General features: G+C 49.4%; 19 protein-coding genes, 3 pseudogenes and 1 riboswitch. Of the genes and pseudogenes, 18 read left to right on the forward strand and 4 right to left on the reverse strand.

Annotated features, from left to right (window positions below; genetic code table 11):
* The first annotated feature begins 44 nt into the window (after positions 1 to 44).
* The 12 genes and pseudogenes from aspA to M3202_RS22525 form a co-directional block, all read left to right on the forward strand.
* On the forward strand, positions 45 to 1,460 hold the full coding sequence (gene aspA, locus M3202_RS02335) for an aspartate ammonia-lyase (protein ID WP_251221748.1): 1,416 nt from the start codon (positions 45 to 47) through the stop codon (positions 1,458 to 1,460).
* A gap of 172 nt (positions 1,461 to 1,632) precedes the next feature.
* Positions 1,633 to 2,745: a YqgU-like beta propeller domain-containing protein gene (locus M3202_RS02340; protein ID WP_251221749.1), complete on the forward strand. Its 1,113-nt coding sequence runs from the start codon at positions 1,633 to 1,635 to the stop codon at positions 2,743 to 2,745.
* Between the two features lie 245 nt (positions 2,746 to 2,990).
* Positions 2,991 to 3,098, forward strand: a riboswitch (TPP riboswitch).
* Positions 3,099 to 3,177: 79 nt separating this feature from the next.
* A complete protein-coding gene (thiE, locus tag M3202_RS02345; protein WP_251221750.1) occupies positions 3,178 to 3,813 on the forward strand; it encodes a thiamine phosphate synthase in 636 nt (211 codons plus the stop codon).
* A complete protein-coding gene (thiS, locus tag M3202_RS02350) occupies positions 3,813 to 4,010 on the forward strand; it encodes a sulfur carrier protein ThiS (RefSeq protein ID WP_251221751.1) in 198 nt (65 codons plus the stop codon). Before thiE ends, thiS begins: the two co-directional genes overlap by 1 nt.
* A gap of 4 nt (positions 4,011 to 4,014) precedes the next feature.
* The gene (locus M3202_RS02355) at positions 4,015 to 4,794 is read left to right on the forward strand and encodes a thiazole synthase (RefSeq protein ID WP_251194356.1); all 780 of its coding nucleotides are present in this window, start codon (positions 4,015 to 4,017) and stop codon (positions 4,792 to 4,794) included.
* Between the two features lie 24 nt (positions 4,795 to 4,818).
* The gene (thiO, locus tag M3202_RS02360) at positions 4,819 to 5,931 is read left to right on the forward strand and encodes a glycine oxidase ThiO (RefSeq protein ID WP_251221752.1); all 1,113 of its coding nucleotides are present in this window, start codon (positions 4,819 to 4,821) and stop codon (positions 5,929 to 5,931) included.
* Positions 5,932 to 5,949: 18 nt separating this feature from the next.
* Positions 5,950 to 6,759, forward strand: coding sequence for a bifunctional hydroxymethylpyrimidine kinase/phosphomethylpyrimidine kinase (gene thiD / locus M3202_RS02365; protein WP_251221753.1), 810 nt, complete (start codon positions 5,950 to 5,952; stop codon positions 6,757 to 6,759).
* A 238-nt stretch (positions 6,760 to 6,997) separates the two neighbouring features.
* On the forward strand, positions 6,998 to 7,708 hold the full coding sequence (locus tag M3202_RS02370; RefSeq protein WP_251221754.1) for an ABC transporter ATP-binding protein: 711 nt from the start codon (positions 6,998 to 7,000) through the stop codon (positions 7,706 to 7,708).
* Positions 7,708 to 8,478 (forward strand): ABC transporter permease, encoded by a 771-nt coding sequence (locus M3202_RS02375; RefSeq protein WP_251221755.1) that lies wholly within the window; start codon positions 7,708 to 7,710, stop codon positions 8,476 to 8,478. The genes M3202_RS02370 and M3202_RS02375 overlap by 1 nt, the downstream gene beginning before the upstream one ends.
* Before the next feature lie 24 nt (positions 8,479 to 8,502).
* Complete coding sequence (locus M3202_RS02380) at positions 8,503 to 9,087, forward strand: hypothetical protein (RefSeq protein ID WP_251221756.1); 585 nt, start codon at positions 8,503 to 8,505, stop codon at positions 9,085 to 9,087.
* A gap of 23 nt (positions 9,088 to 9,110) precedes the next feature.
* A pseudogene (locus M3202_RS22520) lies at positions 9,111 to 9,788 on the forward strand (DUF1385 domain-containing protein); the annotation flags it as partial.
* 78 nt (positions 9,789 to 9,866) lie between these two features.
* Positions 9,867 to 10,166: pseudogene (locus M3202_RS22525) on the forward strand (MTH1187 family thiamine-binding protein); the annotation flags it as partial.
* Positions 10,167 to 10,405: 239 nt separating this feature from the next.
* Here M3202_RS22525 and M3202_RS02390 read toward each other — a convergent pair.
* On the reverse strand, positions 10,406 to 11,251 hold the full coding sequence (locus M3202_RS02390; protein WP_251221758.1) for an AraC family transcriptional regulator: 846 nt from the start codon (positions 11,249 to 11,251) through the stop codon (positions 10,406 to 10,408).
* Between the two features lie 297 nt (positions 11,252 to 11,548).
* On the opposite strand from M3202_RS02390, the gene M3202_RS02395 reads away from it, so the two are divergent.
* The 4 genes from M3202_RS02395 (at position 11,549) to M3202_RS02410 (ending at position 18,020) form a co-directional block, all read left to right on the forward strand.
* A complete protein-coding gene (locus tag M3202_RS02395; RefSeq protein ID WP_251221759.1) occupies positions 11,549 to 11,932 on the forward strand; it encodes a BlaI/MecI/CopY family transcriptional regulator in 384 nt (127 codons plus the stop codon).
* Between the two features lies 1 nt (position 11,933).
* Positions 11,934 to 13,739: a BlaR1 family beta-lactam sensor/signal transducer gene (locus tag M3202_RS02400; RefSeq protein ID WP_251221760.1), complete on the forward strand. Its 1,806-nt coding sequence runs from the start codon at positions 11,934 to 11,936 to the stop codon at positions 13,737 to 13,739.
* Positions 13,740 to 13,985: 246 nt separating this feature from the next.
* Positions 13,986 to 15,989: a penicillin-binding transpeptidase domain-containing protein gene (locus M3202_RS02405; RefSeq protein ID WP_251221761.1), complete on the forward strand. Its 2,004-nt coding sequence runs from the start codon at positions 13,986 to 13,988 to the stop codon at positions 15,987 to 15,989.
* Positions 15,990 to 16,013: 24 nt separating this feature from the next.
* Positions 16,014 to 18,020, forward strand: coding sequence for a peptidoglycan D,D-transpeptidase FtsI family protein (locus tag M3202_RS02410; protein ID WP_251221762.1), 2,007 nt, complete (start codon positions 16,014 to 16,016; stop codon positions 18,018 to 18,020).
* 213 nt (positions 18,021 to 18,233) lie between these two features.
* Here the strand turns inward: M3202_RS02410 and M3202_RS02415 are convergent, their stop codons facing one another.
* Complete coding sequence (locus M3202_RS02415) at positions 18,234 to 19,067, reverse strand: cupin domain-containing protein (protein WP_251221763.1); 834 nt, start codon at positions 19,065 to 19,067, stop codon at positions 18,234 to 18,236.
* 241 nt (positions 19,068 to 19,308) lie between these two features.
* Here M3202_RS02415 and urtA point away from each other — a divergent pair.
* Together urtA and M3202_RS02425 are read left to right on the forward strand one after the other, a co-directional pair.
* Positions 19,309 to 20,415 (forward strand): annotated as a pseudogene (gene urtA / locus M3202_RS02420) (urea ABC transporter substrate-binding protein); the annotation flags it as partial.
* Positions 20,416 to 20,973: 558 nt separating this feature from the next.
* On the forward strand, positions 20,974 to 22,038 hold the full coding sequence (locus M3202_RS02425) for a methyl-accepting chemotaxis protein (protein WP_285890118.1): 1,065 nt from the start codon (positions 20,974 to 20,976) through the stop codon (positions 22,036 to 22,038).
* Between the two features lie 164 nt (positions 22,039 to 22,202).
* On the opposite strand, the gene M3202_RS02430 is transcribed toward M3202_RS02425, so the two are convergent.
* Together M3202_RS02430 and M3202_RS02435 are read right to left on the reverse strand one after the other, a co-directional pair.
* On the reverse strand, positions 22,203 to 22,625 hold the full coding sequence (locus M3202_RS02430) for a GNAT family N-acetyltransferase (protein ID WP_251221764.1): 423 nt from the start codon (positions 22,623 to 22,625) through the stop codon (positions 22,203 to 22,205).
* A 42-nt stretch (positions 22,626 to 22,667) separates the two neighbouring features.
* Complete coding sequence (locus tag M3202_RS02435; RefSeq protein ID WP_251221765.1) at positions 22,668 to 23,402, reverse strand: alpha/beta hydrolase; 735 nt, start codon at positions 23,400 to 23,402, stop codon at positions 22,668 to 22,670.
* Positions 23,403 to 23,421: the final 19 nt, after the last annotated feature.

A 23,421-nucleotide genomic window follows, 5' to 3' on the forward strand; every position in this document is an offset into this window, starting at 1 on the left:
ATAATGCAAGGACAATCATTGATATAGATGAAGGAGCTAAGATGATGTCAACATATCGAACGGAACGAGATTTGATTGGTGAGAAGGAAGTACCAAAGGATGCCTATTACGGCATTCAGACGATGCGGGCGCGAGAGAATTTTCCGATTACGGGATATCCACCCCATCCCGAACTGATTCGGGCATTTGGCTATGTCAAGAAGGCGGCGGCGATGGCCAACCGTGATGTTGGGGTGCTGCCGACTAATATTGCCGACGCGATTATGGCCGCGGCGGATGAGATCATTGATGGAAAGCTGCAGGATCAATTCATTGTCGACGCGATTCAAGGAGGCGCCGGAACGTCTTTCAATATGAATGCCAACGAGGTCATTGCCAATCGGGCGATCGAGATTCTCGGCGGTGAAAAAGGAGAGTATATGCGCGTCAGCCCAAATACGCATGTCAATATGGCGCAATCAACGAATGATGCCTTCCCGACAGCGATTCATATTGCCTGCCTTTCACTGGCTAAAGGGCTTCGTGAAGAACTGGAGCGTTTAATTCAGGCGATGAAGGATAAGGAAATCGAATTTGATGATGTGCTAAAAATGGGGCGGACGCATTTGCAGGACGCCGTGCCGATTCGGATGGGCCAGGAGTTTGGCGCCTATCGCCGCGTGCTGACCCGCGATCTGCGCCGGATCAGCCGCTCTGTCGATCACCTCTATGAAATCAATATGGGAGCGACGGCGGTTGGAACCGGACTGAATGCGAAGCCGGAATACATTGAAAAAGTAGCGACGTATTTAGCCGACCTGACAGGGTATCCGTTTAAGACGGCGGAGGATTTGGTCGATGCGACGCAAAATACCGATGCCTATACAGAGGTTTCAAGCGCATTGAAGATCATGGCGATCAATCTTTCGAAAATGGCGAATGACTTGCGTCTGATGAGTTCGGGACCGCGAACCGGTTTAAATGAAATTAATTTGCCGGCGCGCCAGCCGGGTTCGTCAATCATGCCGGGAAAAGTCAACCCGGTTATGTGCGAAGTGGTCAACCAGATTTCCTTCCAGGTCATCGGCAACGACCATACGATCAGCATTGCTTCAGAGGCGGGCCAGCTTGAGCTGAATGTGATGGAGCCTGTCCTCGTGTTTAATCTGCTTCAGTCTTTATCGATTCTCAAAAACGGGATCGATGTTTTCCGGAAATACGCGATTGAAGGAATTACGGCTAATATTGAGCATTGCCGCCATGTTGTCGAGCACAGCGTCGGGATCATTACGGCGATTAATCCGCATGTTGGCTACGAGGTCGCCACTAGAATTGCCAAAGAAGCAATTCAAACGGGGCGCCCGGTTCGGGAAATTTGCCTGGAAAGAGGAATTTTATCAGAAGAGGAGCTTAATGAAATTCTCGATCCTAAGGAGATGACGAATCCAGGGATAGCGGGAGCCCGTTTTATTTACGGATAATGTTTTGCTTATCAGGGGTGGGTCAAAAGAAGGGAATCCTTTTGGCTCACCCCCTCTCCCTTAGTGAATCGCTTCACTAAAATTTTTCTTGAGAAAGGTGAAACATTTTTCCAGTTGGAACGTCTTATAGAGAGAGCGTTTTATGATGATGAGTGGAAAGGGGGAGAGCCGCTTGAAAAGAATATGCTTGTGTCTTATGATGCTCTTGATGATGTCAGCCTGTACGTCCGGGCAGCTGGAAAGTCATCCTTCACCGGAGCGCTTGACAGAGCTGCCCGAAAAACGCGACGTTCCTAATTCTTTTTTCACCGGCTCCCCTGTTGTACCCCTTTCAGAGACGGAAATAACAGAGGTGACAGGCTGGTATAGGGAAGACGCGGTTTTTTACTTGCAGGAAGATGGCGAGCATTCCAGCGTACATACGTATAATCTGCTTACCGGGGAGTCTGCTGATTTTTTTCAACGTGACGGCTGGGTTGTCAATATCGCCCCCAACGTTGATTACACGCTCTTTGCTGTTCAGCTGGTCACACCGGAGCATGAGGCGGAAGTAGTGATTCTCGACGCAGCAGGCGAGCCGCAGATGACGATCGAGGGGCTTGGCGATGATTATTCGGTTTTCTGGAATCCATACGTGCAGAACCGTATGCTTGCTGTCGCGTTTTTACCTGATTGGGAGTATGCCGGCTACCTTGTCGATGTAGGGACGAATGAGGTGAAGCCGGTGGAACTGGAGCAGCCTTACGTTCAATGGCTCTCGGAAACAGAGGTTGCTTATCTGTTATGGGATGAATTGGAACCGAATTATCAGGCGCCTTTATACATTGCCAATCTTGAGGACGGCAAAAAGAAGCTTTGGCGGGAGAACGTGATTTCTTTCATGAGCTTTCCCGGACGGCTGTCGCTGATGGTTACGGTTGACAGCGTCTATGATCTGTATTCGAAGTACAGTTTTTTTCGGGAACGCGAGCTGGCGCAGCAGATTGAAATGCCGATTTTGAACACATATTCGGAGCAGTGGTGGATTCCGTTTTACAGCTATGATGCAGCAGGGGAGATTTTTTATTATGCCCGGCCCAAATACAGCGGAGACTTCTTAAGCTATACTGACGGCTTTGAATTAATCGCATATGATGTTGGGACGAATGCCGAGAATAAGCTGGCTGAATTAGAAAGCCACGAGCCAATGCAAATTGCGCCGGATGGCAACTATTTGTTACTTGGCAGCCGCTATGAATCGGTTTTTGACATAGAGCAGGAAGTGCTTGTCCAGCTTTTTGAATAAGTAGCTATGCCATAAGGTCGATTTTTACCTTTTGGCATAGCTACTAAGCACAAAAGTCACGGGGGAGTTCAAGGGGGCAGCGGCTTCGCACGTTACGCGGCTGTCTGAAAGAACCCCGTTTTCAGACAGCCTTAAATGATTGTAACGGCTCCGCACGCTGCTTCTAAAAAAACCACACAGCGGTTTTTTTAATTGATTTTTTAAGTGGATCTGTCATAATGAAAGTAGTGAAAAGAGAATCAGCATGTTTAGACTAGGGGTGTCTGCGTAAAGCGGGCTGAGAAAAAGGTGTTCCTTTTACCCTTGTACCTGATCTGGCTCATACCAGCGTAGGGAAGTCGATGCAATTCATCATCTATATTGCAGCCGTATTCCACGTTCGTTGGGATACGGCTTTTCTGCAGACTAAGCAAGGAAGAAAGGTGAGGTTGAATGAAAGACTTTCAGCTATATGCGATTACAGGAGAAACGTTTCACCCGGGCCGTGATCTTATTGAGGTCATGGAGGAAGCGATTCGCGGCGGAGTTGATATTGTCCAGCTTCGCGATAAAACGAGCAGCAAGCGCGACGTTTTGCAGAAAGCGAAAGCACTGCGCGAACTGACGAAGAAATATGGTGTCCCGTTTATCGTCAATGATCATATCGATGTGGCGCTGGCGGTAGATGCTGATGGGATTCATCTCGGACAGGATGATCTTCCACTCGCTGAGGCGCGTAAGATTGTCGGACCGGATAAAATCATCGGTATTTCCACTCATCAGATCGAGGAGGCGCGTGCTGCGCAAGCGGAAGGGGCCGATTATATCGGCGTCGGGCCGATTTTTGAAACGAAAAGCAAGGTTGATGTCGTTGATCCGGTGACCACTGCCTATATTCAGCAGGTGGCCGCTGAAATTACGATTCCGTTTGTCGCGATCGGCGGGATCAAGCTCCATAACGTCGAGCAGGTGCTGGCGGCCGGGGCGAGCCGGATTTGCATGATTAGTGAAATTGTCGGCGCCGCGGATGTAAAAGCTGTCTGCGAGCAGTTTACGGCGATTCTTGAACGGCATAAGGAGGAAGTCTGATGAAGCTGATCATTAATGGAGAACAACATGAGCTGGCGGCAACGACGCTTGCCGATGTCGTTCAGCATTTTCAATTAGAGCCGCAGCTTGTCGTGACAGAGCTGGACGGTCAGATCATTGACCGGGCTGATTGGGAGACGACCACGCTTGAAGCCGGGATGAAAATTGAGCTTGTACAATTTGTCGGAGGGGGATGAGAAGATGAAGGAGAGTCGATTAACGATTGCCGGCAAGGAGCTGTCCTCGCGCTTTTTTCTTGGGACGGGCCGCTACCCGAACCCGTTTGTCCAAAATGAAGCGATTCGCGCTTCGGAGGCGGAAGTGCTGACTTTCGCGATTCGCCGCGTTAATTTGGAGGCGCCAAATGAGGATGCGATTTTGCAGCATCTTGACGGGATGAGCTTTACGTACCTGCCGAACACGTCGGGGGCGAAAACGGCAGAGGAGGCGATCAGGATTGCCCGTCTGGCCCGGGCGTCAGGCTTAAGCGACTGGATTAAGGTCGAAATCAGCGTTGACGAAAAAACATTGCTGCCTGATCCGATTGAAACGTTAAAAGCAACGGAAGTGCTGGCCGCTGAAGGCTTTGTCGTTCTCCCATATACGTCGGACGATCCGGTGCTTTGCAAAAAGCTTGAGAATGCCGGAGCGGCGGCCGTGATGCCGGGCGGGGCGCCGATCGGAACGGGGCTCGGCATTTTGAATCCGTACAATTTACAGCTGATTGTCGAGCAGGCGACCGTGCCGATTATCGTCGATGCCGGGCTCGGCTCGGCGATGGATGTCACCCAGGCGATGGAGCTCGGTGCTGATGGAGTGTTGATGAATACACCTGTCGCCAAGGCGAAGGATCCGGTGAAAATGGCGCTGGCAATGAAGCATGCGATCACTGCCGGAAGACTTTCCTATGAAGCCGGGCGCATTCCGAAAAAGAAATATGCGACGGCAAGCAGCGGTTTGACATCCTTGATTTCAAACTAGCAAAGACAACGAGGGGGAATCAATGTGAAGGAGCAAATCCTCATTCTTGGGGGAGGGGTAATCGGGCTTGCGACGGCCTTTGAGCTGAGCCGCCGCGAGTATGACGTAACCGTAGTTGAGAAAGCGTCATGCGGTGGGCAAGCATCTGGAGCAGCAGCCGGGATGCTTGCTCCTTTTTCCGAAATTGGCGAGGACCCGGATGACTTTTTTCAGCTTTGTCTTGACAGCCTGCGCCTTTATCCACGCTGGCAGAGAGACGTGAAGGAAGCAAGCGGGCTGGATTTCGAGTATTCGGAAAGTGGAAGTCTGCACGCGGTCTATCACGAGGCTGAGCTGCTCGGCCTGGAGACACGGCAGGCGTGGCAGCGCCAGTTCGGAGTAGAGGCGGAGATCATTACGGGAGATCGTCTGCGTCAGCTTGAGCCGGATTTATCGGAGCAGATGATCGCCGCGATGCATTACCCGGAGGAAAGCCATTTGTTTGCCCCCGATTATGTCAAAGCGCTTGAGTCAGCCTGTTTGCGCCAGGGCGTGACGATTGCCGAGCAGCTTGAAGAAGTCACGGTCGAACGGTGGCGGGAAGAGATCGTTCTCCGCTCAAAGGCCGGCCGGACCTTTCAGGGGGACAGGCTGATCGTCTGTTCGGGGGCGTGGGCGCAGGAGCTTGAGAATGTTTTTGATCTCCGGATTCCTGTTTATCCGATTCGCGGCCAAATCTGCGCCTATGATCTGCCGGTTGGCCGGATCAACCATATTGTGTACACGAGCCAGGGCTACGTCGTGCCTAAGGCGAATGGAACGCTCGTCAACGGTGCTTCAGAGGATATTGCCGGCTTTCAAACAGAGGTGACGAAAAAAGGAATTGACCGCCTGACAAATTGGAATAAAAACATCTTCCCTTTTTTGCAGGAGATGACGCCATTTCATACATGGGCGGGGTTGCGGCCGGCAACGCAGGACGGCTTTCCTTTACTGGGAGCGCTGCTTGAAGCACCGCATGTCATCTTTGCGACAGGTCATTACCGCAACGGTATTTTGCTCAGCCCGGTGACAGCTAAAGCTGTCGCTGATATTCTTGATGGCAAGCAGAATTATGCGCCGCTCGTTTCATGCAGACCGGAACGCTTTAGTTACTAGGAATTGGAGGAATGGAAGATGACGCTTGCAAAAGCATTGACGATTGCCGGCTCGGACAGCGGGGGCGGAGCCGGCATTCAGGCCGATTTAAAAACATTTCAAGAACTTGATACATTCGGGACGAGCGTCATAACGGCGCTAACGGCCCAAAATACACTCGGTGTTCACGGCGTTTTTCCGCAAACGCTCGAAGCGGTCGAAGCGCAGCTCGATGCCGTCCTGTCTGATATTGGCACAGACGCCGCGAAGACGGGGATGCTGTTTTCAGCGGAGATTATTACCCTTGTCGCCCGAAAGCTGCGGCAGTATGAAGTAAAGCGCCTCGTCGTTGATCCGGTAATGATTGCCAAAGGCGGCGCTTCCCTTCTGCAGGAGGAAGCGGTACAAGCGCTGATTAAAGAGCTGCTGCCGCAGGCGATGGTTATCACCCCGAATTTGCCGGAGGCGGCCAAGATTGTCGGCTGCGAGGAACCGCAGACGCTCGCCGAGATGAAGGAGGCGGCTGTCAAGCTCCATCAGCTCGGGCCGGCCTACATTGTGCTGAAAGGCGGTCATTTGCCGTCCGGCCCGGCGATCGATCTCGTCTATGATGGGCATGAGCTTCACGAGCTGGAGACAGAACGGATTGCGACAAAGCATACGCACGGTACCGGTTGTACATTTGCCGCGGCGATTGCTGCCGAGCTTGCGAAAGAAGCTGCCCCGCTTGAAGCGATTCAAACGGCGAAGGCTTTTATTACAGCGGCGATTACTCATTCACTTGCGATCGGCGGCGGCATCGGCCCGACGAATCACGCGGCCTACCGCCGACTGGCGGGAGAAGCGTAACACAGTGGACTTGGGACGAAGCCGGCTTTGACATTTTTGCAATGGCTTCACGCGCCATAATCTCATTATGAGAAACCCCACTCGTAGCAAGCCTTTCAAAATCAGGCAACGGCTACGCTTATTACTTAGAGGCGGGGATAAAGGGAAAAACAGCCTTTTATCCCCGCCTCTTCATTTCGTTCACGGGGCGAATCCTGTATAATAAAAAAACAGGAGCAAGAGCTAAAGGGGTGGCAATTTGGACATACGGTGGGAGAACGTCGGAAGCGACCGGGTGACGGATATGACCTTTTCAATTGAAGGGGGCCAGCTTGTTACGATCATCGGTCCTTCCGGGGCGGGGAAAAGCAGCCTGCTAAAGCTGATGAACCGTCTGGAAGAACGAAAGAGCGGAATGATTTATTATCGGGACAAGCCAATCACCGACTATGCGATCAAGGATTTGCGCAAACGGATCGGCATGGCGTTTCAAAGCCCGGCTTTGTTTGAAGGAACGGTCGAGGACAATATTTTATACGGACCGCGCTTACATAATCTCAACTGGTCTAAAGCCAGGCTGCTTGATTTGCTTGAAGCGGTTCACCTGACGGAGGATTTTTTGGCGAAGCCGGTCGAGGAGCTGTCAGGCGGTGAACAGCAGCGGGTTTCATTGGCGCGAACGCTCGCCAATGAGCCCGAAGTTCTCTTGCTGGACGAGGTGACAAGCGCCTTGGACCTGCGCAATGCCGCTGTTGTAGAGGAGCTGATCAAGCATTTGCAAAAGCAGGGGAAGACGATTCTGATGGTGACGCATGATCTCGAGCAGGCCGAGCGGCTTGGCGACCTGACGTTTTTCATCGACAATGGACGCCTCGTTGAGCAAAAGGAGTCGGTTGCTTTTTTCGCCAATCCGGAGACGCTGGAAGCACGGCGGTTTCTCTATCGGGATGAAGAAGGAGGGAGCGCCTGATGGCACCGGAGATTTCGAATACGTCGATGCTATTTTTGATTGTTTTTGTTCTTATTCCTCTCTCGCTCTCCTATCTCTATTCGCTGGGATTAGAAAAAAGCATCACCTGGTCGAGCGTGCGCGGCGTGATCCAGCTGTTTTTGATCGGATATTTGCTGACCTTTCTCTTCGGTTTGCAGCCGATCGTCGGCATTCCGCTTATGCTGCTTGTCATGATTACGGTGGCCGGCATACATGCGGCAAAAAAAGGGAGCGGTATTCCGTCGGTCCAGGCGGTTGTGCTGCTGATTCTCTGTGCGGTGGAAGCCGTCGTCCTGACGATGTGGCTCGGCTTCGATATGATTTCCTTCACCGCGGAGCAGGTTATTCCAATGAGCGGGATGATCATCGGCAACAGCATGGTCGCAATCGGGCTGGCGCTTGAGCGGATGAAGCAGGAGTTTCGGCAAAACCACGACCGGCTGCAGGCGGCGCTTGCCCTCGGAGCGACACCGAAGGAGGCTTCGCAGCTTCTGATCCGCAAAATCGTCAAAGCAGCGATGATTCCGAATGTGGACGGATTAAAAACGATCGGTCTCGTTCAGCTTCCGGGGATGATGACCGGGCTCATTTTAGCCGGGGTATCGCCGCACGTGGCGATTCGCTATCAGATTGTGATTTCGCTTAGTATTTTTGTGGCGGTCTCGATCAGCGCGATGCTTGTGACCGTTTTTACATACCGGGCTTTTTATACACAGCAAATGCAATTGATCCGGATGGAAACAGATTGATCGACGATAAAGGAGCGGCTGTACATGTTTCGAGGAAATAAACCGGTTTTAATATTGCCAGGAATTTTGATGGTTGTCATGATACTCGGCGGCTATCATTTCTTGCAGCAGGAAGAGATGATTACGAATGAACAGCTTCCGGAAGTGATGGAGATGGAGGTTGACAAGACCCCGACAGACGATGGCGTGCGGGTTGAAGCGAACTGGGATTGGACGACCATGCCGGAGGAAGGGATGTATGGCGAGGACTATATCGGGATAACCGTCACCGATCCGGCAACCGGCAAACCGCGGTATGATCTCAGCTTCGCAGAGGGACTGCTTGAATTGCGCTATGGCGATCAAGTGATTGAAGAAGCGGAGGGCGTTGCCGTCGATAATGGCATCATTTTTGCTTTTCCGAACAAGGTTGAGGAAAATATGAGCTATGGCAATCTCGGCTCTGTTTCAGTTGAAGTTCTGGGGGCGGGGATTGAGCCGGAGCATATTGAGCTTCACTTTTTGCATACATGGGTGGAGCACAGCCCGCTCGTAAAAGAGGATGCCGCTTTTACAAAACCCGTCTTTGATGGAGCGGCGAATGTGCCGTATTGGGTAACGAGCTACTAGCATAGAAAAGGAAGGATGTCGCGATGAAGGTAAGAGGGCTGTCCTATCAAAAGGGAATCTTCTATATTGGCAAGCAGCACGTGGCCTGCGCCTATCATGAAAAGTCACGGCTGAAAAGCTGGCTGAAGCCTTTAAGCGCCAAAACACTGCTCCTTATGGGGAAGCAGATTTTCTTTTCAATGCCGCTCTGGTTTAAGCTGCTCAGCCTGGTCGTGCTCGGCAGTGTCTTTATTCCAAAGCTGCTTGCGGCTTCTTTTGCCGGATGGGAAGGGTTGCCCTATTATGTGCTGCTTTATTTTATGTTTGGCACCCACTTTATCTTCCCCGCGCAATTGCGCCGCTACCATGGCGCCGAGCATAAAGTGTTCAGCACGAAAGGCGTCATTCGCCGGGCGGGGATGCCGCGAATCAAACGGGCGGCGATCACGAACCGTTATTGCTCGACCAATACGGTAGTCATCTATTTTAGCAGCGTGCTCGTTTTGACGATTGTGATTTCATGCTTTAATGGAGTCGGGGAACCGTCATTGGCGCTTGCTTCGTATATGGCGGTCGCTGCGATTCCGGTCGTCGCGACATTGATGACGAAGAAAGGATTCCGCTGGCTTGAAAACCTGATTTTGCGGATTTCCTACTGGCTCCAGATTCATATCACGACTGCCGAGCCTGAGCATCAGCACCTGCTTGCTTCGATCGAGTCGTATCGCAAGCTGGCTGCGAAAGAGTTTCCGGAAAGGCTCGTTGTCAAGCGGCCAATCCGCATAAAGGAGGAGAAGCATATGGCGATTGTCGATGTAACGATTATTCCAATTGGCACAGAGGATCCAAGCGTCAGCGCGCATGTCGCTGAGGTACACCAGGTGCTGAAGCAATACGAAGGAAAAATTACTTATCAGCTGACGCCGATGAGCACGCTGATCGAAGGGGAGCTGCCTGTTTTGTTCGAGGTGATTCAGGCGATTCATGAAGTGCCGTTCCAGCATGGAGTGAAGCGCGTCGCGACCAATATCCGGATCGACGACAGACGGGACAAAGTATCGACGATGGACGGCAAGCTCGCCGCCGTGCAAGGAAAACTGGCGGAGAAAACCGAGCCGGCTGCCATTGAAAAAAACCAGACAGAAGAAAGCGTTGCGCCACTCCAAAAATGAGATCGGGAGCCCGATACACAGGATTCAAAACGTGAAGAGGATGTATACGACAAGGCAAAGGCTGGGACAAAGGTAAAAACAACCTTCTGTCTCAGCCCTAAAAATGGCTGCCGACATCCACTTTAAATGAAACCTTCATGGAAAGCATGAAGATAATCCACGTTTATTTACTTCTCCTGAATAGAGATCCAGATCTGACTTTTTTGATCTTTACTGGCTAGTATTTCTGGACCTTCTGCCAATTCATAGGATGATGAAGGAAGCCACTCTGAATAGATCCGTTGCCAATGTCCTTCAACCTGCTCCCAGTCTCCATCTATTTCAAAAATTGCCCATAGTAAGGCAGGTACTTCTAAAGTGGAATACTTTTCTAACGGCTCTTGTGACGTGGCTGCCCCGATATATTGGTCAAAGCTTGCCTTCCCTTCATCATTTTCTGAGTAATTTACTGAAACATGAATGATACCGTGAGGCTCTTTATTTGCGATGGACTCCAGCTCTTTCATCTCGGTATCACTGATTGCAGCTATCATACTTTCGTAAGTCGGTGTTAGTAACTCATTCACCATCTCAACTTCATATTTAACCCCCACCACGGTAAATGGGTCTTTTTCAACAATACGATAATTCATTTCGGTTCCTCCTTGGATCGTTAATTGAAAGCTCATTCTTGGAAATGCTTTTACGTTCTGTTCTGTATTTCTGACAGCTGAAGGAGTAACGCCATGGTAGTTTTGAAATACGCGTGAAAAGGCATCCGGTGATTGATACCTATATTTGAGTGCTACATCAATCACTTTTACCCTTGGATCCTTCAATTCCAATGCCGCCAATGTCAAACGTCTTCTCCGAATATATTCTGAGATGGTAATACCTGATAAAAGAGCAAAAAGGCGTTTGAATTGATATTCAGAGCACAAGGCAACTTTAGCTACCTCCTTTACATCAATGTGGTTACTCAAATTTTCTTCAATATAATTTAATGCCTCGTTCATTCCTTTTAACATCTCCATGAATGTACCTCCCTTTCTCCTGTCCTATCATAACAGGTGAATCGGCAGCCAACCCGACTTTTTATGCTTTTATCAGTCGGTGACAGTGTAAGTATCTCTTATAAATAACCATTTATTTTAAAAATGAGTGCTTCGGCAGTCTGTTCGGATTGCTGAAAATGTTATTATCTTTATCCTCTCCGGACAAAATTTTTACAATCGGACAAGGGCTTCGCCTGCTTTCTCCTCTGTTGACTTCCTCAGCGGGCGGTCCTATAATTGAACTATTACATTGGTAAGTTTAAGGGTGGGTAAGAGATGAAAAAGTTACCGCAAATTTCCGAAGCAGAACTAGAGGTTATGAAGATCATCTGGCGGCATCCGCACAGCAATACGAAACAGGTCATTGAAAAGCTGTCAAAAACGAGTACATGGAGTCCGAAGACGATTCAGACGATGCTGCTACGCTTAATTAAAAAAGGGGCGCTGCACCATTATAAAGACGGGCGCGTGTTCGTCTATGTGCCGAATGTGGAAGAGAGCGACTACATTGAAGTCGAGAGCCAAAGCTTTTTAAATCGTTTTTATAACGGGACGCTTAATTCAATGGTGTTGAACTTTTTAGAAAAGGATAAGCTGTCCGAAGACGAGATTAATGAACTATATGATATTTTAGAAGAACGTAAGAGAAAGAAGGAATAACATGGAACATTCTTTCTTTACTCTTTTTCTTATTAGCAATCTTCTTATTTCCCTCCTGCTCGCTGTCGTGATCTGCTTAAAAAAATTGGTGAAACATCATGTCACGGTCAACACGCTGTACCGGATCAGTGTAGTCTCTTTCCTGCTTCTGCTGGCGCCATTTTTTCCCGTTCATCTTTTGAAAATCAACTCGTTTGCTGATTGGGTTAGCCGTTACCGTGCGTTTAACCCTGGTTCAGCCGGGGGCCAGGCTGCGACCACGCAAACGGAAGGAGAATGGCAGAACGGAAACTGGCTGCAGGATTTCTCGGTTACGGTGGAGCAGTCGTCCTTCAGTCAAGTCGACTTTGTCTTGTTGCTGATCTGGATTGCCGGTATGACGGTGATGCTGCTGCTGACGTTGTACAGTAACAGGCGTATGTTCAGCATTAAAAAAAGCCTGCAAGCCGTCGACGATCCACAGCTGTCCAATCTGTTGGATCATTGTCAGCAAAAGATCGGCTTTCATAAAAAGGTCGTGCTCGGACATTCGGCATTAATTACATCACCAATCACCTTTGGTCTCATCCGTCCTTACATTGTTCTGCCAAGAGATAGTTCTCTCTTAACAAAGGATGAGCTGAGATACATTTTGCTGCATGAGCTGTTTCATAGTAAACGGAAGGATATGCTCATCAATTATTTGATTTGTCTGTTTCGGACGATGTACTGGTTTAATCCATTCGTCTCGTATTTTTTAAAGGAAATGAAAACAGAGATGGAAATATCCTGTGATTATGCCGTGTTGAAGCAGGGCGACGAGGAAGCGCATCTTCACTATGCCGAGGTGATTCTGAAATTCGCTTCGCTTTCGCAGCGGACGTCCCCGCTCGCTGTCGCTTCTGAAATAAGCAGTTCCTATAAAGAAGTAAAACGAAGAATTGTAACGATTGTCGATTTCAAACAGGAGTCACGGCAGCTTAAACGGAAAAGCTCGCTTGTTTTTACGGCTATAACAGCGCTTGTGTTACTAAGTACGCCGACACTTTCGGTGTTCGCGGTGAACGCCGATCAATATGATTTCTCCGGTGAACAGGCAGTTTATAAAGATTACAGCCGCTTCTTTGCCAATGTGTCAGGCGGCGCCGTGCTATTTGACGCCGCTACAGGCCAATATACCGTTTATAATCGGGACGTCAGCACGACGAGATACGCGCCAGCCTCGACTTATAAAATTTTCAGTGCCTTATTGGCGCTTGAAGCGGGACTGATTACGAGAAACGATTCAGACATGGCGTGGGACGGGACCCCGTATCAATACGACGAGTGGAATCGCGATCACAACCTGTTCACGGCGATGGCCAGCTCAGCTTCATGGTATTTTCAGCGACTTGACGAGCAGCTGGGCCGAGAGAGCCTCCAGCGTTCCTTTGAGCAGCTTCATTATGGCAATGCGGAATTATCGAGCAGCCTTGAAAACTACTGGGCCGATTCCTCGCTTACGATCTCGCCAGTAGAACAGATTGAGATGCTGAGAAAGCTGTATGAGAATCAGCCCGGCTTCGCGCAGGAACATATTGAAACAGTAAAAGACGCCATCCTGCTGGAGCAGTCAGGGGATGCCCGCTTGTACGGAAAAACCGGGACGCTTTCTTTTGACGGAGAGGATATTAGCGGCTGGTTTATCGGATTTGTCGAAACGAACGAAGCCCCGCAATTCTTTGCCGTTCATATTGAAGGAGAGACCGAGGCCGGTGGAAGGTCGGCCACTGAAATCGCGCTCTCTATTTTGGAGCAGGAAGGGATATACAAATCAGTTGAGCAATAGACCGGTAGTGAAAGGGGCTGGGCCTGAAGGTTATTTTTAACCGTTGCCCAGCCCCTAAGCTATCTGCTAAAGCTTGCGTTACGTGAAGTCTCATTTTCTTTGAATCCGTCTTGACTTTTTAGATTACACATGTAATATTAATAAATATTACATGTGTAATCTTTTTTGTGGTTGAGAAAGCGTAGAAATTGGTGGGGCGGTCCTCTCGTGCCGCTTTCTTACTGAATGGAAGGGCAGGTTCAAAAAATGGATGCGAAAAAAATCATGCTCGGATGTGTATCAATTCTTCTTTGTCTCTCGCTTTTCGCCTGCAGCAAAGAGGAGCAAACACCAGAGGAAGCTTTTAACGAATTCGCCGCGCATTTGCAGCGAGGAAATTATGAAAAGATGTATGAATTATTGACAGACTCTGCGAAAGAAGTGATTTCGGCGAATGCGTTTGTTGAGCGGTACGAAAAGATTTACCTGGGTATTGAGGCAAAAGAGGTAACAATTACAGTTGATCAAATAGACGAGGAAACGAAACGATCAAAAGCGGAACGCTACCCGCTTGCCTTTACACAGAGGATGCTGACAAGAGCAGGAGAGGTGACAACTGATGCCGTGGCAGAACTGGTTTTTCATGACGAGACAAAAACATGGAAGATCGATTGGACTCCCGGGCTCATTTTTCCCGAGCTGGAGGAGGGAGATAAAGTACGGGTCGAAACGCTGTCTGCGAAACGGGGAGAACTGTTTGATCGAAACCGTTCCGGCCTAGCTGTTAACGGTGTGATGTATGAAATCGGGATTGTACCGGAACGGATCGAGTCAGTGGAGGAAACAGTCGAGCGACTGGCAAATATTCTCGGTCTCTCGCAGCAGCAGGTGAAAGAGGCGCTGCAGCAGGATTGGATTAAGCCGGACATGTTTGTACCCATTCTCTCCATTCCGGTGGAGCAGCAGGAAACAGTGGCGCAGATTCAGGACATTGCCGGAGCGACTTACCGAGAGGTCGGCGCCAGAGTTTACCCGTTTAAACAGGCGACGGCTCATCTAACTGGCTACATAGGTTCGATTTCAGCTGAAGAACTAGAACAATTGGAGAGTAAGGGCTATCAAGCTCACGATCAAATTGGCAAAGCAGGGCTTGAAAAAATATTGGAGCACCGGCTGCGCGGCGAGGATGGCAGCGTCATTTACATTGTTGATCAACAGGGGAATCCAAAAGCCGAGATTGCCAGAAAGGAAGCGGTCGATGGCGAGAGTATCCAATTAACAATTGACGCCAGTCAGCAACAAAGGATTTACGAGCAATTTTCCAATGAACCGGGAACCGCTGTTTCCTTGAATCCGAAAACAGGAGAAGTACTATCACTTGTCAGCTCTCCTGCTTATGATCCGAACGAATTCATCCACGGTTTAACGGCAGAAGCATGGCAACAGCTCAATGAAGCTGAAGCTAAACCTTTGCTGAACCGCTTTACCCAAAGATATGCGCCGGGATCAATCATGAAGCCGGTGACAGCGGCGATCGGGCTTGCTCATAACTGGGACGGTAATGAGAAGAAACAGATTAGCAGGAAGCAGTGGCAGAAGGATTCCTCATGGGGAAATTACGCAGTTACGCGCGTCAAAGAAGTCAATCATGTTGATTTAACCGATGCCCTCGTCCACTCTGACAATATTTACTTTGCCCAGATGGCACTGGAGCTCGGAGCTGAAGCATTTCTCAGCGGGCTGGACTCCTTTGGATTTAATGAAGAGATTCCTTTTCCGTACGGGATGGCGATGTCGACCGTGGCGAACAACGGAATCAACTCGGACATTCAATTGGCGGACACCGCTTATGGCCAGGGAGAACTGCTCGTCACTCCTTTGCATCTTGCGCTAATGTATGCTCCGTTTGTAACAGGAGAGATGCCTAAGCCGCTCCTTTTCAAGGACGAACGGCCTTCCGTTTGGAAGGATGATGTCATAGAAACAGAGGATGCCGGCAAAATTGTCGCAGACTTGACGGCGGTTGTCGCGGAAGGAACAGGAGCTGCTTCCAGGCTGACGGCTATTACGCTTGCCGGAAAAACCGGAACGACGGAATATAAATTATCTCAAGATGAAGCGGGAAAGGAAAATGGTGGATTTATCGCCTTTCATGCGGACAATCCGGAATTGCTCGTGCTAATGATGATTGAAAATGTCGAAAATCGCGGAGGCAGCTCCTATGTCGTGCCGAAGGTGAGAGCGATTTTTGAACAGCAGTTCCAACAATAGCGGTGTAAGGAAGAGGAGACGAAAATGGAAAAAAGAAAAGTGCATTATCAGCAGCGGCTGCAAATTTTGTTTGTCACGGTCTTTCTCTTATTCACGTTGTTGATTGTACGGCTTGGCTACGTTCAGATTTTGCATGGGGAACAATTTGAAGCGCAACTAGCTTCGGCCCAGGAGCGGCCGATTCAAACGGATGCGCCCAGAGGATTGATGCTCGACAGATACGGCAAGGTTGTCGTCGATAATGAAGTGGAATTCTCGTTAACGTATATGATGCCTTCAACCAATACGAGTTCGGCTGTGCTACTGGACGTCGCGCAAAAGCTGGAATCCTTTCTTGAGATTGACACGTCCAACGTAACTGAACGGGATAAGAAGGACTATCTTTTGCTTACGATGGATGAAAAAGAGCGACGCCAGCTGCTTGACTCTGACAAACGAAATAATGAGCTGAGCAATGCGGATGTCTATCAATTAGAGCTGGACGCCATCACAGAGGAGCAGCTGGAAGCGCTAAGTGAAAAGGATATGGCGGTCATCGCCGTTTATCGTGAAATGAGTCAAGGAACGGCTACCGCACCGCAGCGGATTAAGCGCAATGTGACGGAGGAAGAAGCGCATTTGATTATCGAGCATTTAGCTGAACTGCCAGGGGTTGATATTCAGCTTGATTCACGGCGGTCCTATCCGTATGGCAGCTCGCTGCGTAGTATTTTCGGCAGTGTCAATTTCATACCGGGCGAGAAGGTCGACGGCTATATCGCGCGAGGCTATCAGCGGAATGAGATCGTAGGAGTCAGCTATCTCGAAGCGCAGTATGAGGAGATGCTGAAGGGAATAAAAGCGGTTCGTACGCAAAGTGAAGCCGGCAAGCGACAACAGCACTCCGGGCAGAGAGGCAATGATTTGATTCTGTCCATCGATATGGAGCTTCAGCAAAAGCTTGAGAAGATGATAGAAGATGAAATGAACAATGCGGGCCGTCATTCATTTATCGAGGACCGCTCCGCCTATGCGGTGATCCTCAATCCGAAGTCCGGCGATGTGCTGGCGCTGGCCGGCTTTCTCGATTCAGGAGACGGGACAAACAGCGCCGATCATTTAGGGGTGGTCAACAAAGGATTTGAAATGGGATCCTCGATTAAAGCGGCCTCGGTTTTAACCGGCTTTCATGAAGGGGTTGCCCAGCCTGGGACACAGTTTAACGACCGGACGATTTATTTGCCGTCGACCCCGCCGAAAAGCACTTGGAATAAAACCGGCTTTGGCTGGATTGATGATCTTTATGCGCTTGAGCAATCCTCAAACGTGTATATGTTTGAAATCGGAATGAGACTTGCTAATTGCTATTACAGTGCGCCTCATACGCCATGCGGCTGGACGAGCGAGACGATCGCGGAAGCCTATCAAACCGTGCGCAATAGCTTTTCACAATTCGGACTTGGCACCGATACGGGAATCGACCTCCCAACCTATTTTAACGGTATGGAGGGGGAGAATACGAATGGTGGGAAGCTGCTTGATTTAATGATTGGGCAGTATGATACGTATACGACGCTTCAGCTCGCCCAGTATATCGCGACGATTGCCAATGACGGCTACCGGATGAAACTTACTCTCGTGAAGGAAGTCCGCGAGCCGACAACGAACCCTGAGGAGCCGGGCGCTGTCATCCAGCAATTTGAACCGGCTGTCTTAAATCGAATTGAAATGAGCGACGAGCATCTCGAACGGGTGAAGGCAGGCCTGCGCCGGGTCGTCACGCACGGAAATGCCGCCGCGAGATTTGCAGAGATACCGCAGTATGAAGTGGCCGGGAAGACAGGCACTGCCCAAGTGAAGATCGCCGTTGGCGAAGAACGAAAGACAGTCATCGATGGTGAGACGCAAACGTTTGTAGGGTTTGCGCCATACAGCGATCCTGAAATTGCCTTTGCCGTTGTCGTTCCGCACGCCAAGCTTGACCGCCACGGCGCCAGACCGGGTATGGCGCAGCATATTGCCAGAGAAATCGTCAAAGCTTATTTTGACTGAGAAAGGAGACGAATGCTGAATGTTTAGTATGACCGTGGCCCTCTCAGAACTGCTGTTGATCAGTCTGCTGACAATCGTCGTAAAAATGGTTTTCAGACTTCTGTCAAAACCGTCCTGTAAATAAAAATCGAGAGGCTGGAACAAAAGGTTTTTTCCCTTTTGCTCCAGCCTCTAAGCTAGTTTTGTCTCAAGCTCGTCTTCCGTTCCTTTGCTTTAGTAAGGATGATGGTCCTCAGCAGCGATCGCGATCGCCTTCGTTTCATGGATTGTTCCGTGAGGGTGCTGAGGTGGCGCGTAAATGGAATACAGTTTTAGTGGTTTGTCTCCTGTGTTCGTTAAATTATGCCATGTTCCAGCGGGGATTACGGTCGCATAATCTTCGTAAATCGTTTGCTGAAAGGGTAAATGATCCTTGCGCTCCCCCATTTGAATAAGCCCCTGTCCTTCTTCCAACCGGATAAATTGATCATGTGTCGGATGAATTTCTAAACCGATGTCCTCACCTGCTTCAATACTCATCAACGTAATTTGCAAATGTTTCCCCGTCCACAACGCCGTACGGAACGTCTGATTTTGTTTAGTCGCTTCTTCAATTTGAACCGCAAATGGCTCCGGTCCAAAGTCGGTGATTCGCTTGAAAGCATCCTCATATAAAAAGCGAATTCGTGCCAAATTTTCTTGTTCATTCGGCAAGCCATTGTAGGAAGAATGCCGAAGTGAAGAATGAGTATCATGCTCGTAGGTCGGCACCATAGTTTGATAAGCCTTTTGCAAACCTTCTCGATAACTTTGAAAAGGAATGATCGGCACATCATAGATAGGCTGGCATCCGCTCATGTTGACATACAGGGTCAGCATGTGACGCAGCTGAGCATGATCATCTTCTACCAAACGTAGAATTTCATTTTGATGCTCCTTATTAGGAGCGGAAGCAGCTAATCGCCTGTATAAATCAATGGTTGAAGCCTTTTTGCTTAAGGCGGAAAGCAAAGATAAATGGGATTGATTTTCAGCGCTAACGTCCGCAGGTGAAAAAGAGTAGGTCATCTTACATGTTCATCCTTTCTGAAAGTTGCTCCCCCTATCATATGCCTATACAGGAGAAATGCTGCTATTTTCCAAGTGATTTAAAAAAAACTGTTTTCTTGGCTGCTTACTGCCATATCACGAGATCCCCTCTGTGAAGCGTGAGGTTTCTCATTTCGGTTGTCAACGTATCTAACATGAAACCCATAAAAAGCACTAGGTTATGTTACCTTTATTACAAAAGGAGGGGGTCTTTATGGCTGGTGATACGATAAAAATAGGAATCTTACACTCGCTTAGCGGGACGATGGCAGGTAGTGAGACACCAGTGAAGGATGCTGAAATGCTTGCGATTGAAGAAATTAATGCCGCCGGTGGCTTGCTGAATAAGCGGCTGGAAGTAGTGATAGAAGACGGCGCTTCTGATGCGCCGACCTTTGCCGCAAAAGCACGAAAGCTGTTGGAGCGGGACCAGGTTTCCGTCGTTTTTGGTGGATGGACATCGATCAGCCGCAAAATGATGCTTCCCGTTTTTGAAGAATTGAATGGTCTGCTGTTTTACCCAATTCAATATGAAGGGATGGAAATGTCACCGAACATTTTTTACATCGGAGCGACAACCAATCAACAGATCATTCCTTCGGTTACGTGGTTATTAGAAAACAAAGGAAGGCGTTTTTTTATTGTCGGCTCCGACTACATCTTTCCCCAAACCGCAAGCACGATTATCAAGAAACAGCTTGCGGCCTTTGACGGTGAGCTTGTGCAGGAAGAATATACGCCGCTCGGTCATACGGAATTTCAGCAAATTGTTAAGGACATCAAAGCGAAGCGTCCTGATGTGATTTACAATATGCTGAACGGCGACAGCAATCTTGCTTTTTTTAAACAGCTGAAAGAAGCCGGCATTACTCCGGATGATATTCCTGTTTTATCCGTCAGCGTCGCGGAGGAAGAAATTCGCAGCATCGGACCGCCGTTAGTAGCCGGCCACTTAACGGCGTGGAATTATTTTCAGACGGTGAATACAGCGGAAAACAGAGCATTTGTCAAAAAATATAAAGCCGCGTACGGAAAAGACCGCGTCACTTCCGATCCAATCGAGGCCGGCTATGTCGCCGTTCACTTATGGGCGAAAATGGTAGAGAAAGCTGGAACGACGGAAACAAACGCTTTGCGCAGCATCGCCGGTGAAATCGATTTGGCAGCTCCGGAAGGGACGGTGTCTGTTGACCGAAACACACAGCACATTTATAAAAAAGCACGTGTTGGCGAGATTAATCGTGACGGAATGATCCGCGAGCTGTGGCGGACAGAAGAAGCGATTGCGCCTGACCCCTATTTAAAAAGCTATGCCTGGGCAAACAGTGATCAGGAGGCCGCCACCCGGGAGAAGAAAAGAAAAATGAGCTCAGCATGGCTGACTCTAAGCTTCGCGCTGATTGCCGCGCTGCTCCTTTCTTCGCTCGCTTCGATTGTGGGAATGAATCGGATGAACAGCGCGCATGAAACATCCTATTCGGCGCTGACAGCAGGCTATCAGCTGCAGCAAAGTGCAACGAGGCTTGAAGCGCTTTCGCTTGGTTTGCCGGCAGGAGGGGGAACGGTGATGAACGAGGTGGAAGAATTGCTTGAGCAAATCGCTTTAGTGGAGAAAGCGGCGAGTGAACAGCCAGCATTGCTTCAGGCGATAAAGGACGAGGCAGAAAGCGTTGCGGCTTTACTCGGGCAGGCTACTGTCAACAGTGAGTCGATCAGGCCTGCTGCGGCAGAATTATCCTCAGCGATTGATACGTTGATCCTTGAGCTTCAAGGGCAGCCGGACAGTGGCAAGACGATTCAGTCTGTAACAACTATTTTTCTTTTGCTGCTGTTCCTCCTTACAGCGCTCATCGCCGGCTATCTCGCTGTTACTCACGATAAACGAATGAGCCGTTCCCTTGAAAAGCTGCTCCGCTATATGAACAATGTCTCCAACGGCAATTTAGATGCCAACCCATTATCGGTTTCAGACGCGGCAGAAGTCGGGGAACTGGCAAGTGCAGTGAACAGGATGACCGCTCATCTAAAAGAGATGATCAAACAAATTGCCGAAGCGTCGGAGAAGCTGACAGCCGAATCGCATCGTTTATCAAAGGAAGCCACTTCAACAATGGAGGCAGCACTCGACATTGACATGATCATCAGCAGCACAGCGGAGCAGGCGAAGGAGCAGCAAACTGGCGCGAAGGAAACGGCGATTACGATCAAGGAAATAGCTTCAGGCATTCACCGGAACGCCAATCTGCTCAGTGAGGTGAATCATAGCTCGAATGCAAGTGCCAGTTTGGCAGATTCAGGACATAAAATCATTTCTCGCGCAACCGAGCAGGTCAATGAGGTCAACCGCGCGACAGATGACTTAAATGAGCTTGTGACGACGATGCGAAACAGAGCCGGAGAAATTAGTGAAATTGTCGCTGGAATTAATCAAATTTCGGAGCAGACGAATATTTTAGCGTTAAATGCCGGGATCGAAGCGAGTCGCGCCGGTGAAAAAGGACGGGGGTTTTCCGTCATTGCCAAAGAAATTCGCAACTTGGCCGAAACGTCGAAAACTTCCGCGGAACGGATTGATGATTTAATTATGTTACTACGAACGAATACGGAAAAAGTGGCGGAAGTTCTTAATAAAGGAGTAGAGGAAACGGTCGCTTCGGTAAACGAGGCAGGGGAGATGTTTGATTCGATTTCCTCCTCGATTCGCTCAGTCTCGCAGCAAATCGAAGACGCCTCTGCTACCTTTGAAGAAATGTCGGCAGGAACCGACCAGGTGTTGCTCGTGACTGAGCATCAAGTTACCCATGCTGAACAGGCCTCCGCTTCCTTTGTCCAGGTTGCTGAAAATGCCGGGCGGCAACGCGTGACGATCAAAGAAATCGCGACAAGCGCGAACACCTTGTACCGGATCGCCGAGAAGCTGCAACAAACGGTGACGTCTTTCCGCACATAACGCAGGTGAAGCTCGGCAAGTTCGCCCGCGCCAAGCGATCCTTTGGAAGCCGGCTTCGCGCTTGAAACTTAAATACTGACGAAAGGCTTCACTCACAACGGGTAGTAGTGAGTGAAGCCTTTGTCTCAGCGCCTCTTCAACGGAAGGCTGCTATTTCTTTTTCTTTAAAACACCTTCACCATCGTAACATGCGGGATGCCGGCATCAAGAAATTCTCCCGAGACCGTTTCATAGCCGAGCTTTTCGTAAAAGCGCTCTGCCTGGCGCTGAGCGTTGAGCTTCATTTTCTTGGCTCCTTCACCCCGTGCGGTTGCTTCGATCTTTTCCATCAGGAGGCGGCCGACTCCTTTGCCCCGTACTGATTCGGCGATGCAAATTCGTTCCACTTTGCCATACCCGTCCACGAAGCGTAAACGGCCTGCGCCGACGGGCTGCTCGTCGTCATAAACGACGAAATGGGTTGCTTCCTCTTCGTATTGATCAATTTCTTCTTCCATTGGCACCTTTTGTTCTTTGACGAAAACTTCGGTACGAATATGGAATGCATCGTCTAATTGCTGCTTTGTTTCGACTTTCATCACTTGCATTGTTCCAATTCCTTTCTGAGATGAGATGGTTCCAAAACTTTGTTAGTAGGGTAAAAGAGTCATAAGTCCCCGTGGCAAATCTTTTTGCCAATATTTCCACGTATGATCCCCATCAAACTCTTCGTAAAAATAAGAAAATCGTTTTTCCTGCAATGCCTGGTGAAGCCGGCGGTTCGGTTCTAAAAAGTCAAGCGTTTGTCCGTCGGTCGTTTTTACGGCTGTTTCTTCCAGACCGATCACGTGATAAATCGCCAGTTCTGTCGGTTTGTTATAGTTCTCAACCGCCGCAAGCACGCGTTCATCGACATAAGGCGAGTGCATCATCACCTGCCCGAACAGGCTCGGGTACAGTAAGGCGGTCATTAACGAGACGGTTGCCGCAAGAGAATCCCCGGCAAGGGTCCGTGCTGAGGCAAGCTGATGGGTTGGATAGTGCTGATCGAGAAACGGCAATAGCTCATGAGCGAGAAAACGGATATACGCATCTGTTTTCTCTCCTTGTGGATGGTAGCGCCTGCGCCGTTCATCGACAGAAGGATATGGAATCCCGACGACAATCGTTTCGCGGATGTCTGCTTCTTCAATTAAGGACTCAACCTGGCGGGGGATTCGCCCCAATTGGAAATAGTCGTTGCCATCCTGACAGATCAGGACGTCATATGTATTCAAAGGTGTAAACTCGGGAGGGGTGTACACAAGCAGAGGGATGTCTTCCTGCAATTCCCGGCTTTTGATCACATGGTCATGAACGGTTCCCTTCAGGTTACGTCTTGTCATAGCGGTCAAATCCTTTCTA

Source organism: Halalkalibacter oceani (assembly GCF_023715605.1).
GTDB classification, from domain to species: domain Bacteria; phylum Bacillota; class Bacilli; order Bacillales; family Bacillaceae_D; genus Halalkalibacter; species Halalkalibacter oceani.